This is a genomic window from Deinococcus aestuarii, from assembly GCF_018863415.1.
In the GTDB taxonomy this organism is placed as follows: Bacteria; Deinococcota; Deinococci; order Deinococcales; family Deinococcaceae; genus Deinococcus; species Deinococcus aestuarii.
The window spans coordinates 52,314-68,731 of the sequence record NZ_JAHKSN010000018.1; the positions used below are offsets into that span (position 1 = coordinate 52,314).

A 16,418-nucleotide genomic window follows, 5' to 3' on the forward strand; every position below is an offset into this window, starting at 1 on the left:
CACCTGACGGACTCCCCGACCCGGTGGACACGTCAGGTCTGCCCCCCCGGATTCCCCCGGCGGCAACTCCGCCGCCTCTCCCTCCTCATCCTGGGGGACAGGCGGGATGCGGTTCACCTGCTGGTTCCTTCTGCCCTGGTGCGCCCACGAGGGATCAGGTGGCGGGCATGACGGGCGGCGCGGCGGCTGCCGGTCCACGCCCGGTCCTGATCGTCTCCGACCACACCGGCTTGACGGCAGAGAACGCCGCCCGTGCCCTGCTCGCGCACTTTCCGGAGCAGTCCCTGGCGTACCTCCAGCGGCCCTTCGTCGCCACGGTTGAGGTCGCGCGGGGGGTGGCGCAGGAGGTCGCCACGCTGGCGAGCGGAGGCGAACGGCCACTCGTGTTCACCACCATCACCGAGCCCGAGGTCATGCGAGAACTGGAGGTGGTCCCCGCCCGGGTGTTCGACCTCCTTGGCCCCGGCCTCAGCCTCTTGGAGGAGGAGTTCGGCGAGCGGGCCACCCGCAGCGTGGGTCGCCACCACGACATGCATGACCAGACTTCCTACCTCGCCCGCATGGATGCCCTGGACTTCGCCCTGGCTACCGACGACGGCCTGGGGGACCGCCAGTACGGCCTGGCGGACGTGATCCTGGTGGGGGTCAGCCGCGCCGGCAAGACGCCCACCAGCCTGTTTCTGGCCCTCCAGCACGGCGTTCGCGCCAGCAACTATCCCCTTGCCGAGGATGACTTCGAGCGTGAGTCGTTGCCGATTCCCCTGGAGCCGTACCGCACCAAGCTGCACGGCCTGACCATCGACCCCCGCCGCCTGCACGCCATCCGCACCCAGCGCAAGCCGAACAGCCGCTACGCCAGCCTCGAACAGTGCGAACACGAGGTTCGCCGGGCCGAACGCCTCTTCGCGCGGGCCGGGATTCCCGTCCGCGACACCACCTCCGCCAGCGTGGAGGAGATCGCAGCGGGGATTCTCACACAATTACGACGGGTGTAAGGGTAGGAATACCGCAAAAACGAGGTATTCCCAGCGTACGCCCGAGCAGCAGCCTGAAAGAGTGGCCGCCTTGGAAGGCGGTTTCAGATAGCGAGACGACTTGGCGTTATGTCTTGGACTGTGGGCCTGAGAACAGTCCTCTGTCAAGCCTAAAACGATTGGACACGGCATGACGGCTCATCCCTCGTCGCTGTTCACTGCTGCTCAGCGTGAACAGTTCACCCGCTTCCCTGCCCTGGACGAGCGCATCCTCTCCCGGTACTACCTGCTCGACGCCGCTGACCTCCGCCTCGTGCGGGAGCGGCGTCGAGATTTCAACAAGTTGGGCTTCGCCGTGCAGCTCACCGTTCTGCGCCACCTGGGGCGCGGATTACGCTCCGGGGAAACGCCCCCCGAAGCCGTCCTGGCCTACCTCGCCGAACAACTGCGGGTGGATTCGGCGTGCTACACCCAGTACGCCACCCGCGAGCCGACCCGGCGCGAACACTTCGCGGCCCTGTGTCAGTGGCTGGGGTACGTCGAATTGTCGCGCCGACAGGGCGCTGAATTGCGTGACTGGCTGGTGCCGTTGGCCGTCGTCACCGATCAGCCTTTCCCATTGATGAGTGCTCTGATGGACGAGGTGCGGCGGCGGCACCTCCTGGTGCCGCGTTTCAGCGTTCTCGAACGCCTGGTTCGCTCGGCCCGCGTCCGCGCCGATCAGCACACCTACGGCGTGCTCAATTTGCCCCTCAAGGGCGACCTCGCCGAGCGGGTGGACGACCTGCTGGTGCCGCAGGGGGAAGAAGCGGTCTCGCGGTTCGCGTGGCTGGCGCGGCCTGTAGGCGCGCCCAAGCCCAAACATCTCCTGACCCTGCTGGACAAATTGGCCTTCGTGCGGACCTTCCCGGTGCAGAGCAACCTCCAGGCCTTTTTGCCGCAGAGCCGCCTGGAGCATCTGGCGGAAGAAGCCCGGCGGCTGAGTGCCTCGCACCTCGCGGACTTTGAACCCTGGCGCCGCCGGGCCACGCTGATGGCCCGGCGGCTCGACCTCTCCGAGACCCTGACCGATGCCGTCCTCGACATGCACGACCGCGTGATGGTGTCGCTGCTGCGGGAAGGCGAACGGGCTGCGGCGGAGGTCTTCGGGCAGCAGGGGCCGCCACTCGTCGAGCAGTTCGGCACCTTCAAGTCGGTGTGCGCGGCGGTGATCGCCGCGCGTGAGCAGGGAGCTGACCCCTATCAGGCCATCGAAGCCGTCGTGAACTGGCAACAGCTCGTCGAGACCGTGCGGGAGAAGGAGGTGGTGAGTGCTGAGCAGCTTGATCCGTTGCACCATGCGATGAAGGGCTATGCGAAGGTACGAAGCTATGCCCCCCGGCTGCTGGCGGCCTTCACCTTCCATGCAGAGGGCAAGGCGGTACCCGTGGTCGAGGCGCTGAACCTCCTCCGCGAGATGTACGCGGCGAACAAGCGCACCTTACCTGAACACGTCCCCATCGGCTTTGTCCGGCAGAAGTGGGCCGGGCAGGTGTTCCGAGATGGCGTAGTGGACCGCCGGGCCTACGAGTTGTGCGTGCTGGACGAATTGCGGCTCGCGTTGCGAGCCGGAGATGCCTGGGTCACCGGGAGCCGCAAGTACAAGGACCTCGACGCCTACCTGCTGCCACAGGGCACCTGGCAGAAACGCCTCCCCGAGCTGTCCCTGGACCTGCCGGAGACGTTCGACGCCTTCTGGACAGCCACGGAACCCAGGCTCACAGAGCAGTTGCGTGAGGTGGCCGACCTGCTCGCCCGGGGCGAGCTGTCCTCCGTGTCGGTGCAACGCGGCAGGCTCAGGATCGGGAAGGTCACGCGGGCAGTGCCCGACGAGGTGGAGCCTCTGGGGCGCAGGCTGAGTGCGCGACTCCCGCGTGTGAAGATCACTGACCTGCTGCTGGAGGTCAACGCCTGGACCCGCTTCACGGGGGTCTTCCTGAATCTGCACAGCGGGAAGGAGGTGGAGCGGCATGACCATCTGCTGACCGCGATCCTGGCTGACGGGCTGAATCTGGGGCTGACCAAGATGGCGGAGGCTTCCCCGGACCCCGGTATGACCGCGCGCCGATTGATGTACCTCGCGGACTGGTTCGTTCGCCCTGACTCCTACGCGGCGGGTCTCGCGGAGCTGGTGAACTTCCAGTCCAAGCTGCCCCTGGCCGCGTTGTGGGGCGATGGCACGACGAGCAGTTCCGACGGGCAACGCTTTCCGACAGGTGGGCGCGGGAAGACCTTCGGGCATCTGAATGCCAAGTATGGTCGTGAGCCAGGCGTCCTGTTCTATACCCATGTCAGCGACCAGTACGCGCCCTTCCACACCAAGGTCATTACCGCCAATGTGCGTGATGCGATGCACGTGCTCGATGGGCTGCTGTACCACCTGTCGGAGCTGAAGATCAAGGAGCACTACACCGACACGGCGGGCTACACCGAGCAGGTCTTCGCCCTCTGTCACCTCCTGGGCTTCCGCTTCGCCCCCAGGATTCGGGACCTGGGCGAGACCCGGCTGTACACGCCCGAGGTCGGCTCGGCCTATGGGCTGCTGGAGCCGCTGGTAGCCCAGCGGCTCAACCTGCGCCTGATCCGTGAGCATTGGGACGAGTTGCGGCGGCTCACGGCCTCGATTAAGGCGGGCACGGTGACGGCCTCGTTGATCCTGTCCAAGCTCGCTTCATATCCAAGGCAAAACGGTTTGGCGTTGGCCCTGCGCGAGCTGGGCCGCGTCCAGCGGACATTATTCACGCTGGAATGGCTGCGCGACCCCGAGTTGCGCCGCCGGGTGCTGGCGGGCTTGAACAAGGGGGAGGCCCTGCACGCCCTGAAGCGGGCAGTCGCTTTCCATCGCAGCGGCGAGATTCGGGATCAGTCATTCGAGGCGCAGAGCAATCGCGCCAGCGGCCTGAATCTCGTGACGACGGCTATCACCGTTTGGAACACGGTGTATCTGGGGCGCGCCGTCGAGGCCCTGCGCGCTGAGGGTGTGGACGTACCCGACGAGTTGCTGGCGCACGTGTCACCGCTGTCGTGGGAGCACATCGGGCTGACTGGCGATTACGTGTGGCACCCCGAAGGGGTGCCCGCCGAGGGAGCCTACCGGGCGTTACGCGAGTAAAGTGCGTTCTGGACGGGCTTTTTCCTTAGCGTACTAAAATTCTCGGATCTTGTCCTATCCCCACTTGGCGGCGCAAACATCAAGCCAGAGCGCGACGTTGCCACTACCAACGTCGCGCCCTCCTGCATATGCGGCTGTAGTACTAGGAACGGCCACATGCGCGTCAACCTCGAGGACGGCCGGAGTGAGACTTGGTCTCTCGCCCGTCCGCCCCGAGGGGGCGTGAGGGGGACCTCGTCCGCCCGCACGTCGAAGAGAAACCTCACCTTCGAGGTCGACCACCTGGGGGCAGACTCCGGTCTGCGGGTCGACCGTGGCAGCTTCCAGGAAGGCGATGAGTGAGGCGCCCCATACGGGGTTCTCCGCGCGTGATGGCCGGGAGGTGCTGGCCACGCTGATGCGGCACGAGGCTAAGACCAATACCTACTAAAATTTCTGGATCTTGTCCTATCCCCCTGCTGGAGACGGCGAAGGCTCGCAACGCTGCTTAAAGGGTTTTGTGGAGCACTACCACCCCTCAGGTCTTCGGCCCACGCTGAGGCAGAAGGCGCCGTAGCATGTCCGGGATGGAGTACACCCCGGAGCAGCAGCGCATTGTGGAGCACGGCGACGGGCATGCCCTCGTATTCGCGGTGGCAGGCAGTGGCAAGACCACCACGCTGGTCGGCCGGGTGCGCCACCTCGTCACGCAGCGGGGTGTGCGGCCGGTTCGCATCCTCACGACCACGTTCACCCGAGAGGCGGGGCGCAGCCTGCGTGAGAAGCTCGCCGAGCACCCGGAGTGCGCGGGGGTGGAGACCCTCACCCTGCACGCCCTCGCCACCCGGATCGTGGAGCGCGCCCGCAACATGGGGCTGACTGACCTCGTCATCGGCGAGGAGCACTTCAGCCAGCGCCTGTTCAGCGAGGCCCGCAGGCAGTTGCTCGCGGACCTGGGCGAGGACGAGCGGGAGGTCGCCACACGCCTGCGGCAGATGAACTTCCGGGATTTTGACACCTATCTCGGCATCCAGAAGGGTAACCTGCGGCTGCCACACATCCCACACGACCTGCCTCCCGGGGCGGCGGCTCTCATCTCCCCTCCCGAGGGCGGCCCCGACCTCTACGCCCGGGTCTACGAGCGTCACGACGAGTTGCGGCGGCGGGAGGGCAAGCTCGACTTCGACGACCTCATCGTCGCGGCGTGGATGCTGATGAGCCGCTTCCCCATCCTGCTTCAGGATATCCAGTCCGTGTGGGACTACGTCAGCGTGGACGAGTTTCAGGATGTCAACCTCGCCCAGAGCGAGATGATGCACCTCGTCGCCTTCAAGTGCCGGTCGTACATGGCTATAGGGGATGACGACCAGACCATCTACCAGTGGCGCGGCGCACACCCCCGGTTCATCCTCGGCTTCACGGAGCGCTATGGGGCGCGGGAATACACCCTTCCCGCCAACTTCCGCTGTCCGCTGGGCGTGATCGCCCTGTCCGACCGCGTCATCAGCCGCAACCGGATTCGTGCGCCGAAGCGGCTCCGTGCCACCCGGGAGGGCGGCGGCGTGCACCTCCACCCCCCGCGTGCGGGCGAGGCCGCCCGGGTGGCGATGCAGGCCCTGAGCGAGGGAAGGGAGCCGGACGACATCGTGATCCTGCTGCGCACCTACGCGCAGTCTGCCGAGATCGAGCAGGTGCTCCTTGAGGAGCGGGTGCCGTACCGCCTTATCGGGGCCGCCCCCTTCTACCGCCGCGCCGAGGTCACCACCCTCACGGCGTACCTCGAACTCGCCCTCGCGGACCTCGATGTGCTCGCCGGGCAGCTGCTCACCACCGAGCGGCGCGAGCGGGTGCAGGCGCACTGGAAGAGTGTCGCCAACCGCCCTTCCCGGTACCTGCGCGTCCCGGATATCGAGCGCGTCGCGCGGGACGCCTGGCGGGGTGGACAGACCCTCGCGGCGACGCTCGAGGCCTTTGCGGCGGGACAGCCTCCCCATGTGGCGCGACCGGTCACCCTGCTCGCGACCTGGCTGGGCTTCCTCACCGAGGACATGGGCACCACCCCGGGCCGGGACGCGCTGCTGGACTTCGTGGGGGCCATCGGGTACCGCGACCATCTCATCAGCACGGCCCCGACCACGGAGTTCGGGGAGGAGCGCGCCGGGATGGTGGACGCGCTGGCGGAGATGGCGCACACACGCTCGCTGGGGCAACTCGTGACCCACCTCGCGCAGCTTCACGAGCAGGTGCGTTACGAGGAGACCCTGCGCCGACGCTCCGACCGGGAAGACCCTAGGCTCACGATCATGACCGCCTTCCGGGCCAAGGGGCTGGAGTGGCCGGTGGTGATCATTCCCGACTGCACCACGGCGATCTACAGCACCAAACCGCATCCCGACCCCGCCGCGAGCGAGGAAGAGCGCCGTGTGTTCTACGTCGCCATGACCCGCGCGAGGCAGGAGCTGCACCTCATCGTCGGCGAGGCCGACGACACCACCCGCTTCCTCGAGGACGTGGAGTACGACCGGGTTGTGGGCCAGCACGACCGCCTCGCCGGACTCCTCGAGCGCCTGCCGCGCACCTGGTCGGCGGGGGACACGCTGGAGGCAGCCGAGGTCCTCGGGCAGTACGAGCACGAGGCCTTCGTGCAGCGGTGGCTGAGGCCGGAGGTGCGCCGGGGCGTGCTAGGGCATATACGGGGGCTGGCCGGGCACGAGAAGGTACGCGCAAGCGACGACGAGGCGGCCCGGCAGGTCCGGGGCCTGCTGGATCTGCGGCGGTACGCGGCGCACGGCCCGCTCGAGGCGGACGACACGGGGGCGCACGAGTGGCCCGACCTCGACGCGGTGCTGGCCGCCCGGCGGGGCGGTCGACTGGAGCCCGGGCCTGGCTCAGCACCGAGGGGCACCCCGCAGGGCGGGGTGGACGCCCTCGGGCGCACGGTCACCCCGGTCCCGGGCCGGCCCCTCACCCCGGGCACCCGGGTGCGCCACGCGCGCTTCGGGGACGGGGAGGTCGTTCAGGTCAAGCAGGTGGGCGCGCAGACGGAAGCGCTCATCCGCTTCGAGGGCGGCACGAAGCGCATGGCGCTGGAGTTCGCACGGCTCGAGCGTCTGTCCAACTGATCAGCGCGCCCGACGGCGTTGCGAGGGAACCACGGCCGGGCGGTCGAGTTCCCGCAGCAGGGGCCGAATCTGCTCCGGCCCGCCCACGAGAAAGCGTCCGAAGCCGAACTGCTCGAGCACCCACGCGACCTGCTCCGCCTCGGGCATCCCGCCCCGGTCGGGAAGGCGCCCGACGACGGCCCGCAACTCGCTGCGCGGGATGCGGTCAAGGCCGCGGTCGCCCTTCAACCGGGCCCGGACGGTCTGGCCCGGCAGGCGGTACACCAGCCCGATCTGCCCTCCGCAGCCGAACTCATCCTCGGCGAGCAGTTCTCCCCCCTGGGTGGCGCGGTAGAGGATGGGGTTCAACGCCCGCCTGAGCGCCAGCGGGGTCAAGGCGGCGCGGCCCGCGGGGGCGCCCAGCGCCGCGCCGTACCGGGCGTAGAGGTGGTGGCCCACCATAGGCCCTTCCACCCCGAGGATTTCCTTGACACTGTGCAGCACCCGGTCTGGCCGCACTTGCAGCGGGTGGCCGACCGCGCCCGTCCAGATGGCATAGGGCGCGGTCGCTCCACTCGTGGCCGGAGCGGGAGAAGCAGGCCGTGCCGCCGCCCCCGGCATGGACCTCACCCTCGGGGTCGCGGCTTTCCACAGGGCTTCGGGCCACACGCCCCCCCTCAGAAGCTGTCCGTCCGGCAGGCCCCGGGCCTCCAGCTGTCCCGCCGCCAAGGTGAAGTAGAGGCGGTCCGCCCCGGGCGGCTGGTCGGTGAGCCGGAGGGTCAGACGCCCCGGAAAGCGCTTCTGCATCTCGCCGAACAGGCCCGGCTCCGCGCCGTGCAGCAGGACGCGGACGGGCGCCTCCCCCAGCCACTCCTCGAGCTGGTCCCAGAAGTGCGGCGTGCGGTGGAGGGCGTGCAGGGTTCCGACCACGCCGTATTCCACGGCCGCGACGTTCAACCACGTCCCGGGACGATGCACCTCGAACTGGTAGTGCCCACGGTAGGGCCTCAGGCGCAACTCCCGCCCCGCCCGCACGTCCCACATCTGGAACAGTTCCTCGAGCACCTCGCCGTGCAGGGCCGCCCCGTCGAAGGGTACGTCGTAGCGGTCGGAGCCCCCGGGGCCGTACAGCCGCACGAGTGGTGCATGCCCCTCGGCGGGCAGGCGGACCTCCCGCAGGTGCTCGGCGGTGATCTGCCACGTGCAGGTCGGGGGTGGGGCGCTCCCGGTTCCAGCGTCCCGCCCATGACTGTGCAGCGCGAAAAAGCCCCCCGCGAGGGCGCGGTATCCGGCGGCCGTCAGGGCCTCCTCGACCACCTGCGCGCTCGCCTCCTCATCGAGATGCGCGTGCCGCGTAACGAGCGCGCGCCACCCGACCGGGTCGGTGGTGAGGGGCGGGCAGCGCCACTGGTGCGAGGCCACCACGCACGTTGCCACGCCCGCGCTGGTCCGCACGGTGACCGGACCCCGGTAACAGCCGTTATGGGTCGGGTTCGCCCGCAACTCCACGCGCCGGCCGTCCACGGCCGCCATCAGCCAGACCGGGCCATCCACGCCGATCACCTGTAGATCGTCGTCCGTGCCGTACCCCCTGTTATGGACGGTGAGGGTGCCCTCGCCGCCCCTCAGGTGGAGTTCCGCTCGGGACAGGCCCGCGACGGGCTGCCGCGCGGCGGCATTGAACTCGCGCGCGAGGCGGGCGAAGTCGGCCTGGCCGGACGTGGGCGTGGCCCCTGGCAGGCGGCGGGGATGGCAGTGGAGGGTGTGCCGCGAGAGCTGCCCATCCACCACGGCGGGTGCTGCCGCCCGGCAGCTCAGGGCCGGGCTGACCCGGGCCGCCGCGAGAAGCTCTTCCACTCCGACGTGCAGGTGTGGGGTCCTCCTCCTGAGCGCGCCGAGCACGTCCACCTCCGTGAGCTGCACCGAATCCCACGCGCTGGCCCCGGGGTCCCGGGCAAGGCGTTCGAGGAAGATGACCTCGATCTCGCGGGTCAGGAGGCCGTCCATCGCTTGACCTCCCTCCGCCCCTGGTCCGTGAGCACCACCACCGGCAGGGGCTCGCGGCCCGCCCGGAAGCTGCGAAGTTCCACCAGCGCCAGCCCTTCAGCGCACAGCCGCTCAAGGTCGTCCCGGATCAACTGCGGCTTGAGGAAGCGCAGCTTGCCGAAGTTCGGCGCGCTCTTCTCGATCCAGTGGAACTCCTTCGGCTTCGCGGCAGCGTCCTGCCCGCCCCCCTGAAAGGCCTTGGCCTCCTCATTGCGCAGCACGCGGACGAGCGTGCCCCGGCCGACGGGATGGTTCTGCCTCTCCAGATAGGCCAGCAGCCGCAGCAGTTCCTTGCGGGGATTCCACAGCCCCTCGAAGTCCACCTCCACCCCCTCCCACGGGGCGGGGCGGCCCGGCGCGCAGACGTCGCAATTGCCGCACCGCTCGCCCTGGTGTTCGAAGTGCAGTTGCAGTTGATAGCCGCGGCAGGTCTGACGGTCGAGAAGCATCCGCTTGAGTTCCCGGAAGCGCTCGTGCTTCGCCCGCTTGAGCCCGGCGACCTGCCCCTCGTAATCCGTCAGGTGCAGGCGGTCCTGCCGGACGTCGATGTGCAGCGCGGGTTCAAGGAGCATCACCCCGAGGCGGCCCTCACGCTGCCACTGGATGAGACGGTCCTCGAGGGTCGCGGCGTTCGCGCGGTAGAGCCGGGACAGGTGGGCGGGTTCCCGGCGAGTCCGCTCCACGAGTTCGTGCACCCAGGGCTCCTCCGGCAGCGGGACGCCGTAATAGGGGTAGACCCGGCACAGCCCCGGAACGTAGGTGTACCGGATGGCCCCGCTCACCTCCAGCAGGTGCAGCAGGGTGGGCAGCGTGTTCAGGTCCATTCCCTCGCGCTGCCCGAGTTCCGAGAGGGTGGGGTAGGTCACCCCGCCGTGCAGGGTGTTGAGGAGCGCCTGGGCCTGCGCGAGGTCGGGGTAGCTGTGGTCGATGAGGTACCGTGCCCGGCGCTCGCTGCCCGTGCTCCACAGCAGGACCGCCCGCGCCTGAACGTTCGGGTCGCGACCCGCCCGCCCGGCCTCCTGCACGTAACTCTCCAGCGAGAGGGGGGCGTCGTAGTGCACCACGAGGTGGATGTCCGGGGCGTCCACGCCCATCCCGAAGGCGTTCGTGGCGACCATCACGCGGATCAAGCGGGCCTGAAACTGATCGAGCAACTCGGTGCGCGCCGCCGGGGACAGCCCGGCGTGGTAGGCCGCGACCTCCACGCCGATCTCGCCGATCATCGCGGCAAGGCGCTCGGCCTTCGCGCGGCTCCCGACGTAGACAATGGCTCGCCCGTCGCGGGTGTCCTCGTTGGTCTTCAAGCCCGCGAGCATCGTGAGCAGCACCTCGTCCCGGCTGACCTTGCGCGGGCGTCCTCCCGCCGCGGCGTCCCCACCAGCCTGGAGGCGGGCGTTCGTCCGGTTCGTCACGTCCACCACCTCGTAGTACAGGTTGTGGCGCCTCACGCCGAGTTCCGTGCGCTCGGGGCCGTCCATATTCAGCACCCTGACGAGCTTCCGGCGGGTTTCGGGAGTCGCCGTGGCGGTAAAGGCGCTCACCGCCGCCCTCACGCCCAGCCCCTGCAACTCCTTGCAGACGTGCAGGTAGTCCGGCCGGAAGTCGTGCCCCCACTCCAGCAGGGTGTGCGCCTCGTCGTAGACCACACGCTCCGGGGGCCGCTCCTGCAGGAGCTGACGCACCGCCGCACTCTTGCGCACCCGTTCCGGCGCGAGGTAGAGGAGCTTGACCCGCCCGGCCCTCACGTCCTCGAGGGTGCTGTCCTGCTCGGCCCGCGAGAGGCCGCCCCACAGCCCAGCGGCGGGCAGACCGAGTTGCTGCAACCGGGTCACCTGATCCTGAATCAGGGCCACGAGCGGGGAGATCACCACCGTGTACCCGTCCCCGAGAAAGGCCGGGAGCTGGAACACGAGGCTCTTCCCCGCCCCAGTCGGCATCACCGACAGCACGTCGATGCCGCCCAGAGCCGCCGCCACGCCCGGGTACTGCCCCTCACGGAAGCCGCCGGGCGGGAACTCGAACAGTTCCACCAGCGCCTCCTCCAGCTTGCGGCGCCGCTCGGGCTCGTCAAGGCCGCGCAGCTCCTCACGCAGGCGGGTGATGGCCTGCATTTTCGGCGCGACGAGTTCACCGAAGGTGAGGCGCTGGCCCCACAGCCCGCCGAGCTGCGCGTAGAAGTCCTCGCGGTCGCGGGCCCGGCGCACATTCTCCGGGGGAATAGGCAGCGCCCCAAGAAAACGGTCCTGATAGTGCGCGAAGGCGAGGCGCTTGTCCCAGACCACGAAGGCGCCCGGGGGCAGTCCCGCGCGGTCGTTGCGGATCAGGCGACCGAAGCCCTGCACGAACTTCAGCACTGCCCGGGGAAGGTACAGGGTGTTCCAGTAGGTCTCGAAGTCGTTGACGTCCCGCCGCTGGGCCTCGAGCACGAGGTCGGGGATCGGGAAGGGCGTCTTGTCGAGGCTGACGAGCGCGAGGTCGCGGATGTCCACCCCCTGCAAGAACCCGGCCGAGCCCAGCGCGTGCCACGCCCCCCCACCCCGCAGGTCCTGCACGGTGCGCTGGGTGCCGTCCCGCACCGAGTTCAGGTGCCGCTGGGTCATGGTCCGGCTCGCTCGCCGCAACCGCTCGTTCGCCGTAAAGATGTGCAGGGCCCGGTGGGGGGTCTGCGGCACGAGGTTGTCGAGTTCCTGACCGACGAGGGTCGGAAAGTCCGGGTGGTGGACGAGCGGCAGGTGATTTGTCAGCAGCACGTGCCCCTGCGCGTACGGCAGCACGGGAGGCAGCACCATGTACCGGGCGTCGGGAAGGGCGAGGTCACGCTGAAAAACGCCGAAGTCAGCGACCTCCCCACGACCGGGCGCGTCCCACGTGCCCGGCACGCGCAGGGTGGCGCTCGTGAACACGAGGCTGCCGGTCTTCTGCCACAGCTCCTCAAGCATGGAGGACAGCCACAGGGGGACGGCCCACAGCGACGCGGCCTGCTCGTCGGCGCTGACCGCGTACACGTGGGCCCCGGGCAGCGTGCGGCCCAGCAGCACACCCAGGGTTTCGATCTGGTCGTTCAGGCGCGCGAGGAGGGCCTCGAGGTCGAGCCCATAGGGGGAGCGCTCGGCAAGGGACGGGACGAAGCCCGCGCAGTACTTCAGGCTGCCCGTGAGTTCCTCGGAGGCGCGTGCCACGGCACGCCACTCGGCGCTCTGCATGGGCAGGGGGTCCACCGCCGCCTGAAAGCCGAACGCCTCGCTGCCCTGCCCGAACTGCATGGCGAAGCTCTGCAAGGCGGCCTGCCACGTGTCGACCCGGGTTACCAGCAGGTCGAACGCGGAGGCCGCCTTCCGCGCGTACTCGGCGAGGTGGGGGTCCTCGGCCCGGGCGGCGTCCTTCTCGATGGTCGGCAGCAGGCCCGCCGGCTCCCCCTGGGTCCGCCGCAGGAACTCACGGGCGACGCTGAGCACCGCGTCGGTGCCGAGTTCGCGGCGCAGGGCGGACTGGGCCGCGTCCTGAACGTCGTGGGCCTCGTCCACTACGACCCGGTCGAAGGGCAACCGCTCCTGCTCCAGACCACCCAGTTGGTTGCGCAGCAGCAGGGCGTGATTCACGACGACGACATTCGCCTGTGGCACGAGGGCTTGGGTGCGGTGGTACGCGCAGGTCCCCGAGTAGGGGCAGGCGTCCCGGCAGCGTTTGGCGACCGTCGAGGTGACGATCTTAGCCCGCAGGTACTCCGGCGAGCGGGTCACCGCGCTGGGCGGTAGCGCCCCGTATTCCCCGGCGCGCACGTGCAGGGCCAGCAGCGCCACCGCGCGGGCCTCGCCCGGCGCCATCACCAATCGCCCCGGGCCGTTCTCGTCTTCCCCATCGGCAGGGCGGTGGCGGCGCGTGAGCAGCAGGTGCAGCCGCTCCGGGCAGAGGTAGTTGCTCTGCCCCTTGAGGGCCACGACCCGGACCTCGAAGCCCCCCTGCGCGAGGTCCTGGGCCTCCTGCACAATCTGGTCCTGAAGCTGCTTGGTGTGGGTGCTGATCACGACCGGCTTTCCCGGCTGCCCGCTCAGCAGCGCCGGGTACAGGTAGGCGCGCGTCTTGCCCGTCCCGGTCGGGGCCTCCACCACGAGGCGGCCGGGGGCACCCAGGGTCTCCGATACCGCCCGCGCCATCTCCACCTGACCCGGGCGGGGCGAGGGAAGCAGTTCCCCGAGCTGCTGAGCGCGGCGCCCGCCGCTCCACACTGCACTGACGCCCGTGACCACCCCGGCTACCCGGGAGCACAGCCGGTCGAGTTCCGTGCGGGCGAGCTGGACGGGATCGAACGCCAGCGCGAGTTCGGGGACGGGCAGCGCGGCCAGCAGGGCGCGCAGGTCTGCGGGCAGCGCGTGCAGCCGTTCGATCATGCGGTCGAGCACCCGGGACGTGGCGGCGCAGTCGGCGAGGGCCCGGTGGGCGTCGTCGTGCACCTCCCCGCAGAAGCGGGCGTGGAGTCCCTCGAGGCCGTACCCCTCCACCGGCGGGTCCTCTGCTGCAAAGGCCAGCGGCGCGAGCAGCAGCGTGTCGAACACGAAGGGAGGCACGAACTTGAGACCCTGCTCCCGGCACAGCCGCCGCAGAAGCGGCACGTCGAACCCCAGGGCGTTGTGCCCCACAACCGGCAGGTCGCCTACGAAGCTGAGCAGACGTCCAAGGACCTCGAGGAGGGGCTGGCCCTCGCGGTCGAGGTCCTCCTGCTGAATGCCCGTGAGTTCGGCCACCGTCCTCGGCACCCGCTCGCCCGACACCAGCAGTTGCAGGGTATCGACCAGGCGGCCCTCCTCGATCCGCAGGGCGGCCACCTCCAGCAGGCGCGCCTCGGTGCGGTCCACCGACGTGGTCTCGATGTCGAGGATCACGTACGACCGGACCTGGGAGGCAGGGGTGCCGTGCAGTTCGCCGACGCGCTCCTCCTGCCCCGGCAGAAACAGGTACTCGCCCTGCTGACGCACCTGCCCGCGGGCCTCTTTAAACATCCTCGTGAGCAGGGAGCGCTTCAGTCCAAAGGCTTCGAGCAGGTCTTCTTCCGGCTGTGGGCCGTGCGTTCGCAAGTAATCGAGGACACGGCGCAGCAGCGGCGACATCAGCGTCCCCGCGCAGGTGTTGCAGCGGACACTTTCGGGCGGAAGCGGACTCGCATCACGGTGGAGATTCCACGCTAGCAGTCCGGCGTCGCAACGGGGACGAATTTGTGGAATTTTCTTCCTTCATGAACGGGATGACCCTGCCTCATCCGAGGCCAGCTCAGCCTGGTACATCCTCAATACTGCGGCCATGCAGCAGTCCAGCCAGGCGCAAGACCAGAACCTGAGCATGTGGTTCACCCAGATTCAACAGGGCAGCATCAAGCTGCCACGCTTTCAGCGGCACGAGGCCTGGGACCGGGGGCGAATCACCAGCTTCCTCAACACGGTGATCTACAACCTGCCCGTGGGCGTCACCCTGATGCTGGAGGTCGCCGGACACGAGCAGTTCGAATCCAGGTACATCGTCAGCGCTGAACCCCAGGCTCCGCAACCCGTGACCCGGCACCTGCTGGACGGTCAGCAGCGTCTGACCGCCTTCTGGCGGGCCATGCACAACAACTACCCGCAGGAAACCTACTTCGTCTATCTCCCCGACCTCGATCGCTCGGGGGCCCCGACGGAGGCCGAGATGGGGGTGCGCTGTGTGCCGCGGTGGGCCAACAAGCAGGGCCTGCTCATGCCCCGCTGGGCGGCCGACCCGGCACAGTGTCTCCAGCGCGGGCTGCTCCCCATCTCCCTGCTCCGGCCCGGGGACGTCAAGGCGGAAATCGAGGCCTGGTTGACCGAGGCGACCCGGTCGGAGAAGCCGACGGGCACGGAGCCCGACGCCTTCGCCCGACTGGAAGCCTTCAATGACCGTAGAAGCCTGATCAACGAGCAGATCACGGAGCTGAGGACTCTCGTCGCGCAGTTCAACCTGCCCTTCCTGTCCCTCCCCGCCTCCACCAGCAAGGACGTGGCACTGAAGGTCTTCATCAACATGAACACCAACAGCAAGCCCCTGGCGCTCTACGACATCATCGTCGCGGAACTGGAGAGCGCCGTGGGGAAGTCCTTGCACGACCTCCAGGCCGAACTCGACACGCAGCACCCCCACGTCAGGCGGTACGGCAACCTCTCCAACCTCGTGCTGACCACCTCGGCCCTGCTGCAAGACAAGCTCCCAAACGAGCGCGGCATGGTGGAGATGGGCAAGACGCAGTTGCTGGACAACTGGTCCAAGCTCGTGCGCGGGTTGGACCGCATGGGCCGCTTTCTCGCCCGGGAGGGGATCTTCGACGCCGCGCGCCTGCCTACCAACGCTGTCTTGGCGGTGATCGCCGCGGCGTACGACCTCGTTCCCGAGCACGGCGACCTGGCGGCCAAGGGGGAGCGCCTGCTTCGCCGGTACCTGTGGTCCTCCTGCTTCACGGACCGCTACGAGAATGCCGCCGCCTCACGCGCCTTCGCCGACTTCAAGGCCCTTAAGGCCCTGCTGCTCGACCCCAACTTCAACGAACACGACCTGGCGACCGTGCCCGTCATGAATCGCGCCGAGTTTCCGCTCGCGGAAGCGGACTCCCTCCTCGCCGCGGGCTGGCCCAAGGGTGTGGGGATTCGCGCCCGGGCCATCCTCGCCGTCACCACCCTGCTGGGAGCCCGGGACTTCGCCGACGATCAGCCCGCCTCCTACGAGAGCGTGCAGAAGCGCGAGTATCACCACGTGTTTCCGGCGGCCCTTCTGACCGACGCAGGGCTGGATAGGGCGGGCGACCTCGCGCTGAACTGCGCGCTGATCACGTGGAAGACCAACCGGAGCATCGGGCGCAAGGACCCCCTCGACTACCTTCAGGAGCGAGTGCAGTGGGCCGATGAGGCCACGGTCCGGGAGAGGCTGCGGACCCACTTGATCGACATGGACGACCTCAAGGACGCGAAGTACGGGGCCGAAGGTGGCCCGGGACTTCGGTCCAAGCTGGAGCCCGAGTACGAGACCTTTCTTCGGCGGCGGGCCGAACTGGTGACCGCGGCCATGCAGGTCCTCGTGGAAGGGCGCCGTCCCTCGCTGGAGACGCTGTGGGCTCAGCAGGTGACGGTGGGCAGTTGACGAAGCCGTCCCAACGGCGGTTCCCTACACTGA

At 68.9% G+C, this 16,418-nt stretch carries 6 protein-coding genes; 4 read left to right on the forward strand and 2 right to left on the reverse strand.

Going from position 1 to position 16,418, the window contains the following annotated elements:
* Positions 1-167 precede the first annotated feature (167 nt).
* The 3 genes from IC605_RS18100 to IC605_RS18110 all read left to right on the forward strand — a co-directional run bounded on the left by IC605_RS18100 (position 168) and on the right by IC605_RS18110 (position 7,226).
* On the forward strand, positions 168-995 hold the full coding sequence (locus IC605_RS18100; RefSeq protein ID WP_216327425.1) for a pyruvate, water dikinase regulatory protein: 828 nt from the start codon (positions 168-170) through the stop codon (positions 993-995).
* Positions 996-1,164: 169 nt separating this feature from the next.
* Complete coding sequence (locus IC605_RS18105) at positions 1,165-4,125, forward strand: Tn3 family transposase (protein ID WP_216327428.1); 2,961 nt, start codon at positions 1,165-1,167, stop codon at positions 4,123-4,125.
* Positions 4,126-4,691: 566 nt separating this feature from the next.
* The gene (locus IC605_RS18110) at positions 4,692-7,226 is read left to right on the forward strand and encodes an ATP-dependent helicase (protein ID WP_216327431.1); all 2,535 of its coding nucleotides are present in this window, start codon (positions 4,692-4,694) and stop codon (positions 7,224-7,226) included.
* Here IC605_RS18110 and IC605_RS18115 read toward each other — a convergent pair whose 3' ends face one another.
* The gene (locus IC605_RS18115; RefSeq protein WP_216327435.1) at positions 7,227-9,212 is read right to left on the reverse strand and encodes a hypothetical protein; all 1,986 of its coding nucleotides are present in this window, start codon (positions 9,210-9,212) and stop codon (positions 7,227-7,229) included.
* Positions 9,197-14,356 carry a RecQ family ATP-dependent DNA helicase gene (locus tag IC605_RS18120; protein ID WP_246581011.1) on the reverse strand — a complete coding sequence of 1,720 codons (5,160 nt, stop codon included), beginning with the start codon at positions 14,354-14,356 and terminating at the stop codon, positions 9,197-9,199. Before IC605_RS18120 ends, IC605_RS18115 begins: the two co-directional genes overlap by 16 nt.
* Before the next feature lie 190 nt (positions 14,357-14,546).
* Here IC605_RS18120 and IC605_RS18125 point away from each other — a divergent pair, with 190 nt between their 5' ends.
* Positions 14,547-16,385, forward strand: coding sequence for a DUF262 domain-containing protein (locus tag IC605_RS18125; protein WP_216327439.1), 1,839 nt, complete (start codon positions 14,547-14,549; stop codon positions 16,383-16,385).
* Positions 16,386-16,418 lie beyond the last annotated feature (33 nt).

What these genes read in the sequence shown, in the direction of transcription:
- IC605_RS18100 (WP_216327425.1), top strand. Translation starts at nt 168, where the DNA reads ATGACGGGCGGCGCGGCGGCTGCCGGTCCACGCCCGGTCCTGATCGTC.
- IC605_RS18110 (WP_216327431.1), top strand. Translation starts at nt 4,692, where the DNA reads ATGGAGTACACCCCGGAGCAGCAGCGCATTGTGGAGCACGGCGACGGG.
- IC605_RS18120 (WP_246581011.1), bottom strand. Translation starts at nt 14,356, where the DNA reads ATGTCGCCGCTGCTGCGCCGTGTCCTCGATTACTTGCGAACGCACGGC.
- IC605_RS18125 (WP_216327439.1), top strand. Translation starts at nt 14,547, where the DNA reads ATGCAGCAGTCCAGCCAGGCGCAAGACCAGAACCTGAGCATGTGGTTC.
- IC605_RS18105 (WP_216327428.1), top strand. Translation starts at nt 1,165, where the DNA reads ATGACGGCTCATCCCTCGTCGCTGTTCACTGCTGCTCAGCGTGAACAG.
- IC605_RS18115 (WP_216327435.1), bottom strand. Translation starts at nt 9,212, where the DNA reads ATGGACGGCCTCCTGACCCGCGAGATCGAGGTCATCTTCCTCGAACGC.